Annotated in this window: 12 protein-coding genes; 4 read left to right on the top strand and 8 right to left on the bottom strand. The window is 32.6% G+C overall.

Features of this window, described 5'->3' with window-relative positions; genetic code table 11:
- The first annotated feature begins 46 nt into the window (after positions 1-46).
- From ABWU72_RS05410 to ABWU72_RS05425, 4 genes are all read left to right on the top strand, one after another.
- Positions 47-955: a helix-turn-helix domain-containing protein gene (locus ABWU72_RS05410; RefSeq protein WP_006280075.1), complete on the top strand. Its 909-nt coding sequence runs from the start codon at positions 47-49 to the stop codon at positions 953-955.
- A 25-nt stretch (positions 956-980) separates the two neighbouring features.
- On the top strand, positions 981-1,892 hold the full coding sequence (locus ABWU72_RS05415) for a helix-turn-helix domain-containing protein (RefSeq protein ID WP_010962716.1): 912 nt from the start codon (positions 981-983) through the stop codon (positions 1,890-1,892).
- A gap of 483 nt (positions 1,893-2,375) precedes the next feature.
- Positions 2,376-3,290, top strand: a complete 915-nt coding sequence (locus tag ABWU72_RS05420) for a DMT family transporter (protein ID WP_006280073.1) — start codon at positions 2,376-2,378, stop codon at positions 3,288-3,290.
- Between the two features lie 64 nt (positions 3,291-3,354).
- On the top strand, positions 3,355-4,662 hold the full coding sequence (locus ABWU72_RS05425; RefSeq protein ID WP_353283894.1) for a UDP-glucose dehydrogenase family protein: 1,308 nt from the start codon (positions 3,355-3,357) through the stop codon (positions 4,660-4,662).
- Positions 4,663-4,679: 17 nt separating this feature from the next.
- Here the strand turns inward: ABWU72_RS05425 and ABWU72_RS05430 are convergent, their stop codons facing one another.
- From ABWU72_RS05430 to ABWU72_RS05465, 8 genes are all read right to left on the bottom strand, one after another.
- Positions 4,680-5,825, bottom strand: a complete 1,146-nt coding sequence (locus ABWU72_RS05430) for an MFS transporter (RefSeq protein ID WP_006280071.1) — start codon at positions 5,823-5,825, stop codon at positions 4,680-4,682.
- A 127-nt stretch (positions 5,826-5,952) separates the two neighbouring features.
- Complete coding sequence (locus ABWU72_RS05435; RefSeq protein WP_006280070.1) at positions 5,953-7,005, bottom strand: threonine aldolase family protein; 1,053 nt, start codon at positions 7,003-7,005, stop codon at positions 5,953-5,955.
- Positions 7,002-8,051 carry a threonine aldolase family protein gene (locus tag ABWU72_RS05440; RefSeq protein WP_006280069.1) on the bottom strand — a complete coding sequence of 350 codons (1,050 nt, stop codon included), beginning with the start codon at positions 8,049-8,051 and terminating at the stop codon, positions 7,002-7,004. The genes ABWU72_RS05435 and ABWU72_RS05440 overlap by 4 nt, the downstream gene beginning before the upstream one ends.
- A 1-nt stretch (position 8,052) precedes the next feature.
- The gene (locus tag ABWU72_RS05445) at positions 8,053-9,828 is read right to left on the bottom strand and encodes an ABC transporter ATP-binding protein (protein WP_006280068.1); all 1,776 of its coding nucleotides are present in this window, start codon (positions 9,826-9,828) and stop codon (positions 8,053-8,055) included.
- Positions 9,829-10,818 carry a phytanoyl-CoA dioxygenase family protein gene (locus ABWU72_RS05450; RefSeq protein WP_006280067.1) on the bottom strand — a complete coding sequence of 330 codons (990 nt, stop codon included), beginning with the start codon at positions 10,816-10,818 and terminating at the stop codon, positions 9,829-9,831.
- 3 nt (positions 10,819-10,821) lie between these two features.
- The gene (locus ABWU72_RS05455) at positions 10,822-12,516 is read right to left on the bottom strand and encodes a WG repeat-containing protein (RefSeq protein WP_006280066.1); all 1,695 of its coding nucleotides are present in this window, start codon (positions 12,514-12,516) and stop codon (positions 10,822-10,824) included.
- A complete protein-coding gene (locus ABWU72_RS05460; RefSeq protein WP_353283893.1) occupies positions 12,477-14,813 on the bottom strand; it encodes a glycosyltransferase in 2,337 nt (778 codons plus the stop codon). Before ABWU72_RS05460 ends, ABWU72_RS05455 begins: the two co-directional genes overlap by 40 nt.
- The gene (locus ABWU72_RS05465) at positions 14,770-15,723 is read right to left on the bottom strand and encodes an NAD-dependent epimerase/dehydratase family protein (RefSeq protein WP_353283892.1); all 954 of its coding nucleotides are present in this window, start codon (positions 15,721-15,723) and stop codon (positions 14,770-14,772) included. Before ABWU72_RS05465 ends, ABWU72_RS05460 begins: the two co-directional genes overlap by 44 nt.
- Positions 15,724-15,785 lie beyond the last annotated feature (62 nt).

Below are 15,785 nucleotides of genomic sequence, written 5' to 3' on the forward strand. Positions count from 1 at the left end.
CTATTATATCTGGAGCCTTTGAGCTATAGTATAAAATATTATATGTATGGTTCTTTTTGTGGAAAAAAGTCTAGATTATAAAGTGGGAGAAAAATTAAAAAGTTGGAGGTTAGAGAGAGGGTATACTCAGAAAGATTTAGCAGAGAAACTTGGTGTAAAGTACTGGGTAATACTTCAATATGAAAAAGGGAATCGTAGAATTTCAATTGAAAGGTTATATGCTATAACTGAGGCACTATCAATCAGTATTACGGATCTAATTCCTATATCAAAAAGCTGTCTTGAAGATGAGGGAGAAGAAATCTTAAATCTAGTAAGAGAATATAAAAAGATTAATGACCAGGAGTTACGTAAGATGTTTTGTTTACTAACCAATTTTGTCCAAGTTAGTGAAAAAAGTAGTAAAAAAGCAGAGAAAATAAAGATTGCAAAAGGTTTGGTTAAAGCAGGAGTTTCTGTTGATATTGTTGCAAAAACAATTGGCCTCTCTGCTGATGAATGCGTTGAAGAAAAAGGAGGTTCTATTTACTGCCAAATAGGAAAGAAGATAAAAGAATGGAGGCTAGTGAGAGAGTATACTCAAAAAGATTTAGTAGAAAAAATGAGTACAACACGTGACGAAATAAGCAACTATGAGCAAGGAAGGACTGCTGTTCCACTTGATAAATTATATGAAATGGCAGAAGCATTATCGATTAATATTACGGATCTACTAATAGAGGAAGGGAGTAAAGTGAAAAATGAGCTACCTGATTTGATTAAAGAATACAAAGAAATTGAGAGCCAAGAACTACGGCATGCACTAATAAAGTCTTTGTTTGAAGGGATACGGATTTGTGAGGAGAAAGTGAGAGAGATAGAAAGGATTAAAGTTGCAAAGGATTTAGTAAAAGGGGGAATTTCTATTGATATTATTTTGCAAATAATCGGTTTATCCGTTGATCAAATTGCATGAAAATTTATTTCTAAGTAAGGTATATATGTTTGTTTCTGTAAGCGATATTAGTTCTATAAGCTACAAAATAGGACAAAAAATAGAAGATAGCAGGTTAATGCGAGGGCATACTCAAGTAGAATTGGCAAGTGAAATAGGTTTAACATACCAAGAAGTAAACAGCTATGAAAATGGGTATATTCCTATTCCAATTGAAGTACTATATGTAATAGCAAGAGTATTGTCAGTTAATGCTATAGATTTATTACCCGAACCAGTAATAGTAAGGGAAGACAGCTATGAAGACGAGGAAATACTCTATCTAACGAAAATATATGAGAATCAAAAGTTAGGCAAAATAGTACCTTCATTAGTCAGGTTTGTTCATATTAGCGAAAAAATTAATCAAGAAGAGGCAAGGTTGGAAATAGCAAAAAATCTAGTGAAAGAAGGAGTTTCAGTTGACATAATTTCCCAGGCAACCGGCTTATCTATTTACGAGTATGATAATACAGAGAGAGAAATCTGCACTGATTCTATATATTACAGAATAGGGCAAAGAATAAGAGAATGGAGGTTAATAAGAAGGTATACTCAAAAAGATTTAGCGGATAAAGTTGGCGTAACACTCAAGGAAATACATGAATATGAAAGAGGTTATACTACCATACTATTTGATAAATTATATGAAATAGCAGGAGCATTATCAGTAAATATTAAAGTCTTGCTACCTGAAACGAGAGAAAGTAAAAAGCTATTGAGTTTAATAAACGAGTACAGAGAACCGGAATCATTAGATGCGTTAGTCAAATCTCTATCTGAAGATATGAAAAGCGGCAAGGAAAAAGTTAAAAAAGCAGAGAAAATCAGGGTTGCGAAAAATCTAGCAAAGGCAGGTGTTGCAATTGATATTATTGTGCGAGCAAGTGGCCTAACTGCTGATGAGTGTGAAAATTGAATTGTGTTAAAGACGGTACTGAGAAACATTATATTAAGATATAAGTAAAGATGGTTACGTATTTAATACATCTATTCTGAAAATTTGTTTAGCTGACTCAACTGAAGCATTTTCGTAAAGTTTTGCTGCTAATTTGCTTGTTTGATAACTTTCTTTAACGTCTTCACAGCTAACACTGAAAACACATATTGCTAATGCTAGCAGAGAAGCTAGTTGGTAAAATTGCCACAGCCGTCAGTACTCCCGATTACTTTTCCTGATAATGTGATAGTATTCGCAAGTATTATCATATATTACAAAAAAATCAGTTAGCATTTCTGTTTATTAAAATTATACAATAAAGCTGCACTTTATATAATACTTCTCAAATCATTTCTACTAAATATTTATGAATATGGTTAAACAGTAGATAGAGGAAAACTTGTCTAGTATTGATCTTTTTTATAGTAAAGTTATCTCATAAAATATTAAATTGGGAGTTTTATGGATCACAGATTAAGAGCTTATTTGCTTGGAGTTACCTGGTTTATACTCAGTTTACTTAGTAGTGTAGCTAATGATACTATATCAAAATATCTAAGTTTACATCTCCAAAGTTTTGAAGTAATCTTTTTCCGCTTTTTATTTAGCACTATTACCCTTGTACCTTTTATGCTTTACTATGGAAGAGAAGCTTTTAAAACAAGTCAAATATCTATTCAGATAACTAGAGGAGTATTGTTATTTGTTGGAATAACCTTGTGGACCTATGGGTTAGCTATTTTTCCCATAGTAACTGCAACAATTATAAGTTTTTCTATACCATTATTTGTTATACTTCTTGCAATCCCTTTACTAAATGAAAATATAATTTGGCAAAGATGGTCAGTAACTGTTATTGGCTTTGTTGGTATTGCTATTACTACCAAAGCTTATAGTGAAGACTTTAATCCTAAAATTCTTATTTTTATTGTATCTACATTAATCTTTGCTATATTAGACATACTTAATAAGAAACTCGCAATAAAAGAGTCCGTAATAAGTATGTTATTTTATTCAGCTCTAACAACAACTATTTTTTCCACTGTGCCTTTGCTGTTTTATTGGCATTTGCCTTCCTTGTTAGAATTAGTATTACTACTGATTTTGGGAATTAATTCAAATCTAATTCTGTTCTTCACATTAAAAGCTTTTACTCTTGCAGATGCTACTGCACTTGCACCATATAGATACATAGAGCTAATAATTTCTGCAATAGTAACATATGTTATGTTTAATGAGTTGCCTGATAAAAGTGCTTTGTATGGTATTTTAATATTAATACCATCGACTTTGTTTATAGTTTATTCAGAAAGTAAAGTAATTAAGAAAAATAATGTATGCAACGCTAGAGTAAAAATTTATGACTCTAATTGTTAATGATGTTCTTTTTAAATGTTTAAGCAGTTGAGCTACATTAGGATATTTTTAAGGTGATGACAAGATGTATATAACCATTATAGGAATAGGGTATGTAGGTTTAGTATCTTGTGCAATGTTATCAGAGCAGGGTCATAACGTTGATTGCATTGACATAAATACTAAGAAGATTGAGTTATTGAAATTAGGAAAAATTCCTATATATGAGCCTGGATTAGCAGACTATTTAGAGAATAATATAAAGTTACAAAGGATAAGATTCTTCGATTCGTATTCTCAAATAAATCCCAACACAGAAGTAGTGTTTGTAACTGTAGATACTCCATCAGACTCCCTAGGAAATGCAAATTTACAGAATGTATATAATGCAGTAAGTGAAGTTTCTGAGAGAGTTAATCAAGATTGCTTAATAGTGATAAAGTCAACTGTTCCTCCTGGTACTGCAGAAAATATATATAATTATTTATCTAATAAGGGCTATAACTTTGATTTGGGGGTTAATCCAGAGTTTCTCAAGCAAGGCTCTGCAGTATCAGATTTTTTATACCCAGATAGGATAATAATAGGAGTAAAAACTAAGCTAGCTAGAGCAAAACTAGAAGTTATATATAGATCATTTATAGATAAGAATATTCCGTTAATAGTCACTGATACAGTTACTGCTGAAATGATTAAATATGCTTCTAATGCTTTTCTAGCAACAAAGGTTGCTTTTATCAATGAGATGGCAGGTTTATGTGAGCTATTAGGAGCAGACATTGACCTTTTAGCTAACAGTATGGGAATGGACCATAGAATAGGTAAGGAATTTCTCAAAGCTGGTCCAGGATTTGGAGGATCATGTTTTCCTAAAGATTTGTCAGCTTTAATAAGGCTTGCTGAAGATCACAATGTCAAGCTACAAATTTTAAATTCAGTTAAGGAATCTAACTATAATCATATAACAAACATTGCTAAAAAGGTAGAATATGTATTAAATGGAGTCCAAAATAAAAAAATAGCAATATGGGGGCTAACTTTTAAGTCTGGTACTGATGATGTAAGAAATAGCCCAGCTATAGATATTGCACAATTGTTAGTGAATAACAAGGCTAAAATTACTGCATATGACCCAATGGGGATAGATAATGCTAGGCAAGTTCTAAAGGATATAGAATACGCGGACAATGCTATAGGGGCTGCAAGGGACGCGGAAGCCTTGTTATTGTTAACGGAGTGGAAAGAATTTAAAAATCAAGATTTTGCAAGTTTAAAGAGTATTATGGCTGCACCTAATGTTTTTGATTTCCGTAATTTATTAGATAGCGAGCTATTACTAAGATATGGTTACCATGTTTATTCCTTGGGTAAAAAATCTATCTACAAAGTTTAACTGTTGAGAAATTTTTTTTACACCGCTTTACTTAGTTTTTTTAGATCTTTGCTTGATAGTATGGAAAAGCAAACGAGTGCAACAACAGAGCAAATGGAAAAAAATGAAAACATAATACTGTTACCACAGTGCTTAACAAGTACTCCTAAGAGCACGCATGAAAATATTGAACTTGCAATATACCCAAATAATCCTGTTAAGCTTACAATTGCACATACATTATTTTGTGGAGCAATTTCTACAGCTATAACACCTGTCAGTACTTGCACTCCAAATATAAAGAATCCTGATAAGATTGCACAAAGGTTCATAAGAATTATGTTTTGACCAAAGTTCATTGCAATAAAAGTGAGTGCTATACCCAACATATAAAGTGATGCCAGCAAGCTTCTATTTTGAAAGAAGTACATATCACTAATTCTTCCTGTTATTAAAGTTCCAAGGATTCCACCTAAATCATATACGCCTGTTATTAGTGAGGATTGTACAAGAGAAATTTGTAATTTATTCTTTAAAATTATAGGAAACCAAAAGAAGATTCCCATTTTTATAATATAAGCACAAAAAGTAGCACAACATAGAAACCATATGGAACTTGTTACCTTGATACCTATTTGAGATTTCTGCACCTTATAATAGGTAGTAAAGTTGGCACTTTCTTTGTAATATGCCTTTAATATTATATAAATTCCAAAAAGTAAGCATAAGAAACCAGAGTACAAAAATGCACTTTTTGCATTATATATTTTAATTATACTTGGTAATACAATTAAAGTAATACAAGAACCAAGTTGCTGAGATGCGCTCATAACTCCCCATGATGATGCAATTGAAGAGATGCTAGAGTTTGTAACCATAAACTTGGTAATAGCTGGCCAACCTAACCCTTGTGTCCAAGCTAATAATATTAATGTTAACAGTAATAAAGTTAGATTATTATATGATAAAGTTATACCAATGGTTAATAATCCAGTTGCAATATTGCATAGCCCAAACATAAATAATGGATTATTTTTGGAGTCCATGATTATTCCATTAACAAATTTTGATACTCCATAAAAAAAAGAAAAGCAGGCAAAAAAATAGCTTAATTTTACATGGTCAGTATCTATTAACAGTGGTAGAGCAATTGGTATACTTTGTCTTGATAAATAAAGCAGCATATATCCACAGAAGAATAGTAAATATTGAAAGAAGACAAAGTTCATACCTATTCCCAAATAGCTCTATGCAGATGCTAGCATAATACTATATTGGTATAATATTGTTTGACAAGAAGTTTGCAAACAATTAGTGCAGAAAATTACTTAGTATCTTTCTTATAGCAGATACAGTAGTATTAATATCTTCATAGCTTATATCTCTATGTGTTATAGCTCTGATTTTACCTTTGATGTTAGCCATTCTAATTCCATAATTTGTCATTAGTACGTTTATTAATTCTTGAGTAGATATACAATTAGTACGTAATGAAAAATACGCTATATTAGTTTTATACAGGTCGATATCAATTATAACTTGATCTATGGAGTCTAGGCCTTCTATAAGGTGCTGCATTTTTTTATGATCTTCTTCTAAAGAATTTACATTATTACGTAGAGCATATAAACATGCAGCTGAAATAATGCCAGCTTGGTGCATACCTCCGCCAATTTGAAACTTATAGTACCAAGCTTTTTCAATAAAATCTTCACTTCCAAGCAATATTGCACCCATTGGAGCACCTAATCCTTTACTAAAATCAATGAATACCGAATCAAAATAACTTGCATACTCCTTTGGAGATATTTTAGTATGAGCACAAGCGTTGAACAGTCTTGCTCCATCTAAATGAGTGAATACGTCATTCTCTTTGCAGAGACTTGAGATCTCTTGAATATATTCTAAAGGCCACACAGCTCCACCACCAAAATTTGTCGTTTGTTCGATAGAAACAAGCCCAACTCTCGGAATATTTCTTAAACTAGGACGAGTAATAAACTCAACAATTTGTTCTCCAGTAAATATTCCTCTTGTACCTTTGATGGGCAAAGGAGTAGCATGTGCCTGGGCTGCGATCAAGCCAGATTGTACTATGAGTGGATGTGAAGTTTCATCAAGCAGCAAGTAATCACCAGGTCTTTGAATGTGTACTTTATAAGCAATTACATTGGACATCGTTCCTGAAATCAAAAAGATTCCTGCAGGTTTACCTAATATTTTACATGCGGTTGCCACTAATTCGTTCACAGTTGGATCTTCACATGCAGCTTCGTTTCCAACTTTTGCTTTAGCCATCGCTTCCCTCATTTTAGCTGAAGGGTCAGTGTTTGAATCGCTAAAGAAATCTATTTTTACTCTCATATTAAATTTAACACAACCTCCTTTATAATTTCAGCAGCTTTCATGATGTCTGTTTCCTTTGTGCCAAGATGGGTAACTGCTCTTATATGAGACTCGAGCCAAGGAAAAAGCAATAAACCATAAGCTTGGCACTTACTCAAGAAAACCTCATTAGTTACATTTAGTGCTTTTATACTAAAGCTTACTATATTAGTTTCTGGATAAGGTAGTACCAGTTTTATGTGTGGAATTTCCTTAATCTTGTCTGCAAACAGTTTGGCGAGTTTATTGTCTTCTTTAAGCCTAGAAATATTGTTCTGTAGTACATACTTTGCTGCATTAGCACAATACCCTATCTGATGATAACCACTACCTAGCCAAACCTGTAGCTTTTTAGCCCTTTCAATTATCTCTCTTTTACCCATAAGCATTGAACCAAAAGGAGCTCCAAGTCCTTTGGTAAAAGAAAAGCTCATTGTATCCACATATTTAGCATAATCTGCTAAAGCAATATTTGTTTCGACATGAGCATTAAATATTCTTGCACCGTCTAAATGAAGATTTACATTGTGAGCTTTTAAAAAGTGATATAACTCGACTTGTTTTTCAAAAGGATAAATTTTACCATTAAACCCGTTTATACTATTTTCTATAGAAACAAGACTCACCTGAGCAAAAATTTTGTACCTTGGCTTAGAATTAATAGCATATTCTACTTCAGCAACATCTAAGATTCCGCTATTATTTCTAATACAATTAAATACGATATTATTTACTTTTGCATTGCCTGCGCTATCGAAAAAATTAACGTGATAATTATAATGAGTTATTAGTTCATCACCAGGACTTGTTTGACTGGCAATGGCTAATCTATTTGCAAGCATACCGCTGGTTGCAAATAATGCTTCTTCTACTTTGAATAATTGTTTGCAATATTCTGATAAGTCATTACAGCTTTTGTCTTCACCATAAGCAAAATCTCCAACAGTTGCATTACTTATTGCATGTATAACGTTGGAGCTCTGCAGAGTTGTAGTGTCACTTCTCAGATCAATAATTTTTTCCATCTTATTTTTTGCCATTCAAACAACCAATTTGAGCATTCCAAAGTTCCTTGTAAAGACCTTGCTTAGAAACTAATTCAGCGTGTTTACCATCTTGGACAATTTTTCCTTTGTTAAATACTAGAATTCGGTCCATATGTAAAAGTGTAGAAATACGGTGTGCTATAGTAATGGTGGTTTTATTTTCCATCAACTTAAATAAACTCATTTGAATTGTTTTCTCTGTTATAGAATCTAACTGACTAGTTGGCTCATCGAAAAATAATATCGGAGCGTTTTTTAGAAATGCTCTCGCTATGATTATTCTTTGTCTTTCCCCTCCAGATAGCTTTATGCCTTTTTCTCCGACTACAGTTTCATATTGATCGGGTAGAGTCATAATGAAATCGTGAATACCAGCCAGCTTTGCAGCTCTTATTATTTCTTCGATAGTAGATTGAAGTTTACCATATATAATATTTGCTAAAATAGTATCATGAAACAACAATGGTTCTTGAGGTATTACAGATATTTGTTGCCTCAAAGAACTCTGTGTAACTTCCGATACTACTTGATTATCAATCTGTATATTACCTTTTTTAACATCAAATAGCCTTATGATTAAGTTTATAAAAGTAGATTTACCACCTCCAGAATAACCAACTAGACCTACCTTTTCGCAAGGATTAATGGTAACTGAAAAATCTTGAAATAATGACTTCTGACCCTCATAAGAAAAAGAAACATTATTAAACGTTATTCTTCCACTTAATAAATTTAATTTTTTAGCATTTTCCTTATCTTGAATTTCTGGTACGGTAGTCAAGATTGGCAATGCATCTGAAACTTTGCCGAAATGAGTAGAAAATTGGGTAAGATTCCTAGTTAGATGGTTAAGAAACTCTATAATCGATATATTAATTCCAAGTACAAGAGCAATATCTCCTATTGCAATCTTGTTCAATTGATAATCATGAATTAAAAAATACAAGTTTACTGCTTGGAGTATATCAAATGAATAGCCATATATAAACCAAAGCCAAAAGTATGCCCATTGTAATTTTCTTTCTGCAATAGTTTTTTTCTTGCATACTTGAAAAAATTTATGCCTCTCATGCGCTTGCCGAGAAAATAACCTTACTGATATAACATTTAAAATACTGTCGGCTATACCCGCTATTACTTGTGAACTTTGTTTAGAATGATCATCGGCTAATCCGGTAAGCACCCGAAAACTGAAAACCGAAATCAAAATAAAAATGTTCACCCAAATGAATGTAGCTATTGCAAACTTTATATTTACTAGTGATAAAGTATAAATAGCCAAGATTAATGCTATACTATAACTAAAGAAACAGTCTATAAGCAGTCTTATTAGCTCTATCACACTATCCATTAAGTTACTGACCTTATATACTAAACTTCCGGATAGGTTGTTTTGATAATAGGAATGGTCTTGCTGAAGCAGCCTGTAAAAAGACATATCAGCTATTTTTTGACGCATTGAGGTAAACATTCGAATGTCAACAAAATAGCCATAGAATCTAAAAGCAGTAGTAATAAGTAATGCCATACAAACATAAGCGCTTACAGGTAATAAAAGATTTTCAATTACATTACCTTCTTGATATTTTACAGCTGTATCTAAGATATTTTTTACTAAATACTTTCTAAAAGATAAATCAACAGCCACTACTAGGGCAACCAGGAACATTACAAGCACATTAAGCTTAAACTTGGATAAGATATTCAAAATGAACACCAATATATACTTGAAACTACCAACTCTACTTTTGTTCATTTATAATGCTAGCTCCACCACATTGACTTTTTTATTGAGAAATACAAGCAGTGAAAACCATAAATTTTTGTATATTTTTCCTGAAATGTCTCCAGCATCATGTAGTGCTGACGCTTGATTCAGAATAAGTAGCTTATATAAATCTCGCTTAGCTTCAGCAGTGTTGACCTCAGAAATATTTGTAGTTGTGTCTGTAATAAAGGCTAACCAGCTCTTAATAAGTTCTTCCATATTTTTTGTTTTTATACTTTCCTGGCGACGAAATAATGATAAGTATTCTCTCAGTATAAATTCTGTTAATGCACCACAGTTTAATATACCAAAAACTGAAGGCTGAGGTTTTGGCACACAAGGAAGACTTTTATCTTTTACAACCCATCTCGTAACATAAGCAAACCTATCTTTAGCATCTATATTCTTATCACTACCATGCCATAACCGTGAATCAAAAACTATCGCATCTCCTGCTGAAATAGGTAGTGACTTAATTTTATAATTTTCCCGGTTATCCGAGTATTGATCCAAAAAGTATGGATGCCAAAAATCAACTAGAGGCTGTATTTTCCAGTTGTGACTATCTTCTATAACTTGTAGTGCACCTGAAGTTTTATTGACATTATTCAAAGCTAGCCAAACAGAAAAATGATAAGGGTCATTAAAGCTATAAGAGATGTCCTGATGGAAGGGAACTGCATCTATTAAATCAGCAGTTTTACATATAACATTTGATTTTTTCTGCAGTATCTGGCATTGAAGTGACTTTTCAAGATAATTTTTAATAATTTTATCTAATACTTGAGATACAATTCTAGTTACCTGAGATGATGTACCCCATCTTCCAGTGCAGTTTAAATAGTCAGAAGTTGAAACACCTAATTCTTGAGATAACTTTGATATCTTGCTTATTATATCATTTAAAGACTGAGTTATTAACTCTAAAGGAACTAGATTTTTGATAATAAAAAAACCATTTTTTTGCAATGCTTTCATATATTAACACCTAATGTCAATAACTGATAAATAATCTGTTAAAGGTACAATACTAAAAATTTTAAGCCCTTTTACTTGTTTTAGTATTCTTTTCCAATCGCTCAATGTCCTTAGTTTACCCCCTGTTTCAACCATTACATTAATATCTACAGAACCTCCCACTGGGGAGTAGTAATCTAGGATAGTTTCTATCACTAAAACGCGTGGTATTCCTTTATTTTTTACCAATTTTAAATAAGACAATACCTTATTATCATCATAATGCTGCAGAAAGCGGCAAAAGACACCTAATTCATAATTTGTAGCTGATAATTCTTCTTGAGTTATGAGTTTAATTTTTAAATCTTCTACTGCCTGCCTAGGCACTTTATGTTCGTTGTAATAATATAAGCCTATAGAACCTTTATTGTGTATATCAGAATAAGCAAGAAATAAAGAGTGTACGCCAAATAGCAATATATTTTTAGCACCATCTATATTAACCCTAGAATTAAACTCTTTAGTGTCAAACCTGGAATATCCTAGCAATGCTTGGTAAAACGCTATTTTCCTGTCTTCTGATGTTTCTTTCTCCTTAAAAGATTCAAATGAAGATATTGACTCCTGCCTTAATATATCGGCAATTTTTAACCAATTCTTTTCAGCGGCAACCCTTGCCCACATTGCTGCTGCTTTAGGCAAAAATGGTATTTCCTTAAAACACTTACCTTTTGATGATAGTTGCCATAAGTCCTTGTTCTTATCGTAATCAATAAACCCTATTTCCCACAACGCCCTTAACAGCCTTTCTAGATTTGGAACGATAATATTTAACTTTTGAGATAAAACTGGCATAGTTGCAGGTAAGATATTTAACAAATCAAGTTCAATAGCAACATTTGCGAGGTAAGTTTTCCAAAAGGCTGAAAGTTCTGCAGAAATCTTATGCACTTGAGATTCTTTATCTAAATCAAAAATACTAAACTTTACGTTTCCGGTAATATCGATCTGTCCTAATACACCTTCAAAAGTTTCAACTTTTGCCATGCCATTATAGAATGCTTCTACCATTTTAAATCTTTGCCGGTAAACAGGATTGCCATTAATATCTATATGAAACCAGCCATGCTTATCTTCTGCAATAGCAAATCCTTTATGAAAAACATTAAGCTTTTTATACCATTTATTATGTACTAACTTTCCATGATTATTAATATGTGTAGCTTTACCATCTTTATGGACTACAGCGATACCATCCTTAAAATCCCCAACATAATTGTATTCTTGCTCATAAACTCTATTGCCGTTCAAATCAATATGAAAAAACTTATCATGCTTTCTAATCACACAAATATCTTCTTGGTAATTTCCAATCCATTGATACGAATGTTTGTATACTCTACATCCAGATGGATCAATATGGTAATACCCTGTGTCATCTTCTACGGCTGCTCTATTGCAGTAAAATCCAAAAGTTTTTAAAAATCTGTCGCGATAAATTGCTTCTCCCATTGCATCGATGTGATAAGCGCCTGTCTCATCATAAACTGGTGCAAGGCCAGGCTCGTGAAATTTATCAACTCTAATAAATCTATTTTTGTACAAAGGATTTTCTGACAATTGGTGAAACCTTTCACAGGGGGAAACCCTAATAGATTTAAGGTACTCACTATCTTTCATTAATTGACTAATGGTTTTCTCATGTTGCATGTTTTGCATAATTCATAGTTTAAATAATTCTTTTGTAAGTTTAGGTACTCGCTACTTTGCCATATTTCCTCCAGTTTAACTTCATTAACATTGCCAAAATCTCCTAATGTTTTGCGTAGTTCATCTGGAGCACAGCAGGGACTAAACTTGCCTTCATTGTTTATCCATGCTTCTTTACCTAAAAATGGGCACTGACCACCTGGAGCCAAATCCTTGATACCCTCTTGAGAAAGGATCGTAAAATTTTCTAATTTTATCTTTTTACCATTTGGCAATAGCATATTATCCCTAAGTTCATATAACCTTCCCACCTCCGTATTCCATCTACTAATTGCTAATTCATCTCTCCTCATAGATAGATCCTTAATTTCCTTAAAATGTGCCCAAAGATGATGTCCTTTAACTCTATCTATGCCATTTTTTATAGCCATCTCAACTATGTCGTAAAGTTCATGTAAATTACTTTCTAAAAATGTTAATTGTAAAGTAACGGTACACCTTTCACCTGTATCGCTAAAGTATTTATCTCTAACTTCAAGGAAAGTTTTTAAATTTTCTGTCACTACTTCCCATTTTGAACCTTTCATGATTCTTTCATGAGTTTCTTTAGTTGCCCCATTCCAGGAAATCTTAACATCAGATAAAATTGGTACCAATAGTTCAGCCCATTTTCTAGCTCCTTTAATAGGAAAAGAACCATTGGTCGTGAGGTTAAGCTTCAGGCCGAACTCATGGCACAAATTGATTATTTCATCAAAGCTTTTATACATTAAAGGCTCACCCATAGTAGAAGGAATGATTTCCCTTAAAGGTGTTCCATCTGCTTCCTTAATTACCTTCCTGATAGTTTCTATTGACATTATCTTGGGTTTTATCCCTTTAGCTTTCTTCTCCTCTTTAACTTTACTATATGGTGAAAAGCATTCACACATTACACAAGCAAAGTTGCAGTAATCTGGATTAGTATCAAAAGTAATTCTCCAAGGACCAGGTTTTGTAGCCACTGATTTGCCTTTATTTTCAATAACATTACGGTAAATTTTGTTAAGTTTCTCAGTATGCTCACTTATAGAAGGTACATTACCATTTTTAGTATAAAGATAGCCTCTTTGGGTCAGTTCACTGTATAATTCCTGGTCTGTAGATAGGACTTGCATTTTTTCTGACAAACTATTTGTATCTCTATGCTTAAATAATAGTCCGTTTATTCCATCTCTTACATATTCTGCCATGCCACCATAATCAGCCGTTATTACTGGTACACTCAGTTGCTGTGCTTCATGTATTACTAATGGTGAATTTTCACCCCAAATTGAAGGAACAACTATCGCATCAACTTTATTAAATACATCAGTAACTATATTTTTATTGTTATAACTTCCCATCCATTCTATCCTTTCTTTAACAGCATGTGGAAACTGATCGGCAATCGCTTTTAAAGTTTTAGTTTCTTCCCTTGCCGCTCCCCAAATTCTAAGTTTTGCTTTAGATGATAAGCGAGAAAAAGCCTTCAATAATAGGTCAACACCTTTCTCGGGAGTATGAGTACCTATATAACCGAAAATAAACCCTTTTTCTTGCACCCTATTTCTATTCTTAAGACGATTTAGATCAAAACCATAATCAAGATAAGAAATTTTGTTTATCGGAACATTAAAGTCTTGAGTAAATTTATCCATTAAGAATTTTGACGGAGCAATGAAGTAATCTATATAGTCCACTACTTTCTTTGTTTGCTTCATTCTAGTTGCAACCCATTGTTCCCAATAATTTATGTCTAAATTCAGGAATTCTTTATCTCCTGTAAAATATCCTTTGTAACATTGGGTTGCACATTTTTGATCCTTTTGTCCATCACAAAGCCGTAACAAATCTTCAGAATTGCGTTGAATAAACCTTCCTCTTGGACACATTAACCAAAAGTCATGTAGCGTAAAAATTGTAGGTATATTTTCTTTAAAAGCAATTTCTGGTAAAGTAATTGATAGATGATTAAGATGACCAAAATGTATAAGATCTGGCTGAAAGTTATCTATTACTCTTTTAAATTTTATATCTACTTCTTCATTAATAAATTTATAACGATATTTAGCTATGGGTATATTAATTAAATGCAGTAAGATTCGAGAATCACTACGATCTAGGACTGTAGTGTAATAAAAATCAGGTAAAAAGCTATTTTCATACCTAGTAAATACTTGTACCTCATTGTTATTTGCTAGTTCATGAGCAAGAGTTTGGCTATAAACCTCTGAACCAGCACTATAATAAGGAGGGTAACCATGAATAACTTTTAATATTTTCATATATTACCATATCTATATTGTTAGGATGTTCTTGTGTATTGTTTTGTAGACTTTTTATAAATTTACTTAATCCTACTTCTAATGAATGTTTTGGAGACCAACCAAGTAGCTCTTTAGCTCTAGTAAAATCACCATGGAACTTAGTTACATCAAAATTTCTTGGAGGATAAAAATCAATTCTAGAATCACTTTTCGTGACTTTTAATATTGTTTTTGCTAAGTTTTCTAAAGTACATGGGCTATTAGTAGTAAGATGAATAGCAGGAAGGGAAGATTTTTCGCTTTGTAAATATTTAACAGTTAAGCATATACCCTCTATAACATCATCCAAATAGGTAAAATCAAAAACACATTCTTTACCTTCTATTTTAATTGGATCACCTCTTAATGCATTAATACAGAGTGCGGGAATTACTCTACTGTTATGATCTAGTAAACCACCGTATACATTTGAAAAGCGTAATATTGCTACATTAAAATCTTTTAAACTTGTTATTTGCTTCTCAATAAATGCTTTACCTTTGGCATAATTATTTATTGGATCGATACTAGCAGATTCTGTAACCGGCAGTTCCTTCTGCTCTCCATAGACTTCCCTACTACTTGCATATATAAACCATGGTTTATTTGGAAGTGACTTACATAACCCTAAAAACCGCATTGTACCATCAACATTAATCTTTTGACACAGTGTAGGATAAAGTTCACCATGTATAACTCTAGAAATTGCAGCCAGATGAATGATTCCTGTACACTGAGCAAGTAGTGGTACTATATCTTCTGAAAAAAAACTGAGTGGATTATCGTGAAATCTAATATCGCAGCTTATTACTTCATGGCCTTGGTTTTCTAACTTTTTCACCAAGGTTGACCCTATCAAACCTGCAGCACCTGTTATTAATATCCCCATGTATACCCTCTCACTACAAATAGGAAAATTTGTCGTACCAATTATCTTACAAGTAAGAATCA

The organism is Wolbachia endosymbiont (group A) of Lypha dubia (assembly GCF_964028575.1).
In the GTDB taxonomy this organism is placed as follows: Bacteria; Pseudomonadota; Alphaproteobacteria; order Rickettsiales; family Anaplasmataceae; genus Wolbachia; species Wolbachia pipientis.

Bases quoted from the DNA above. Each gene is read 5' to 3' on its own strand.
- ABWU72_RS05445 (WP_006280068.1), bottom strand. From the start codon at position 9,828: ATGAACAAAAGTAGAGTTGGTAGTTTCAAGTATATATTGGTGTTCATT.
- ABWU72_RS05425 (WP_353283894.1), top strand. From the start codon at position 3,355: ATGTATATAACCATTATAGGAATAGGGTATGTAGGTTTAGTATCTTGT.
- ABWU72_RS05455 (WP_006280066.1), bottom strand. From the start codon at position 12,516: ATGCAAAACATGCAACATGAGAAAACCATTAGTCAATTAATGAAAGAT.
- ABWU72_RS05430 (WP_006280071.1), bottom strand. From the start codon at position 5,825: ATGCTGCTTTATTTATCAAGACAAAGTATACCAATTGCTCTACCACTG.
- ABWU72_RS05435 (WP_006280070.1), bottom strand. From the start codon at position 7,005: ATGAGAGTAAAAATAGATTTCTTTAGCGATTCAAACACTGACCCTTCA.
- ABWU72_RS05420 (WP_006280073.1), top strand. From the start codon at position 2,376: ATGGATCACAGATTAAGAGCTTATTTGCTTGGAGTTACCTGGTTTATA.
- ABWU72_RS05415 (WP_010962716.1), top strand. From the start codon at position 981: ATGTTTGTTTCTGTAAGCGATATTAGTTCTATAAGCTACAAAATAGGA.
- ABWU72_RS05410 (WP_006280075.1), top strand. From the start codon at position 47: ATGGTTCTTTTTGTGGAAAAAAGTCTAGATTATAAAGTGGGAGAAAAA.
- ABWU72_RS05450 (WP_006280067.1), bottom strand. From the start codon at position 10,818: ATGAAAGCATTGCAAAAAAATGGTTTTTTTATTATCAAAAATCTAGTT.
- ABWU72_RS05465 (WP_353283892.1), bottom strand. From the start codon at position 15,723: ATGGGGATATTAATAACAGGTGCTGCAGGTTTGATAGGGTCAACCTTG.
- ABWU72_RS05460 (WP_353283893.1), bottom strand. From the start codon at position 14,813: ATGAAAATATTAAAAGTTATTCATGGTTACCCTCCTTATTATAGTGCT.
- ABWU72_RS05440 (WP_006280069.1), bottom strand. From the start codon at position 8,051: ATGGAAAAAATTATTGATCTGAGAAGTGACACTACAACTCTGCAGAGC.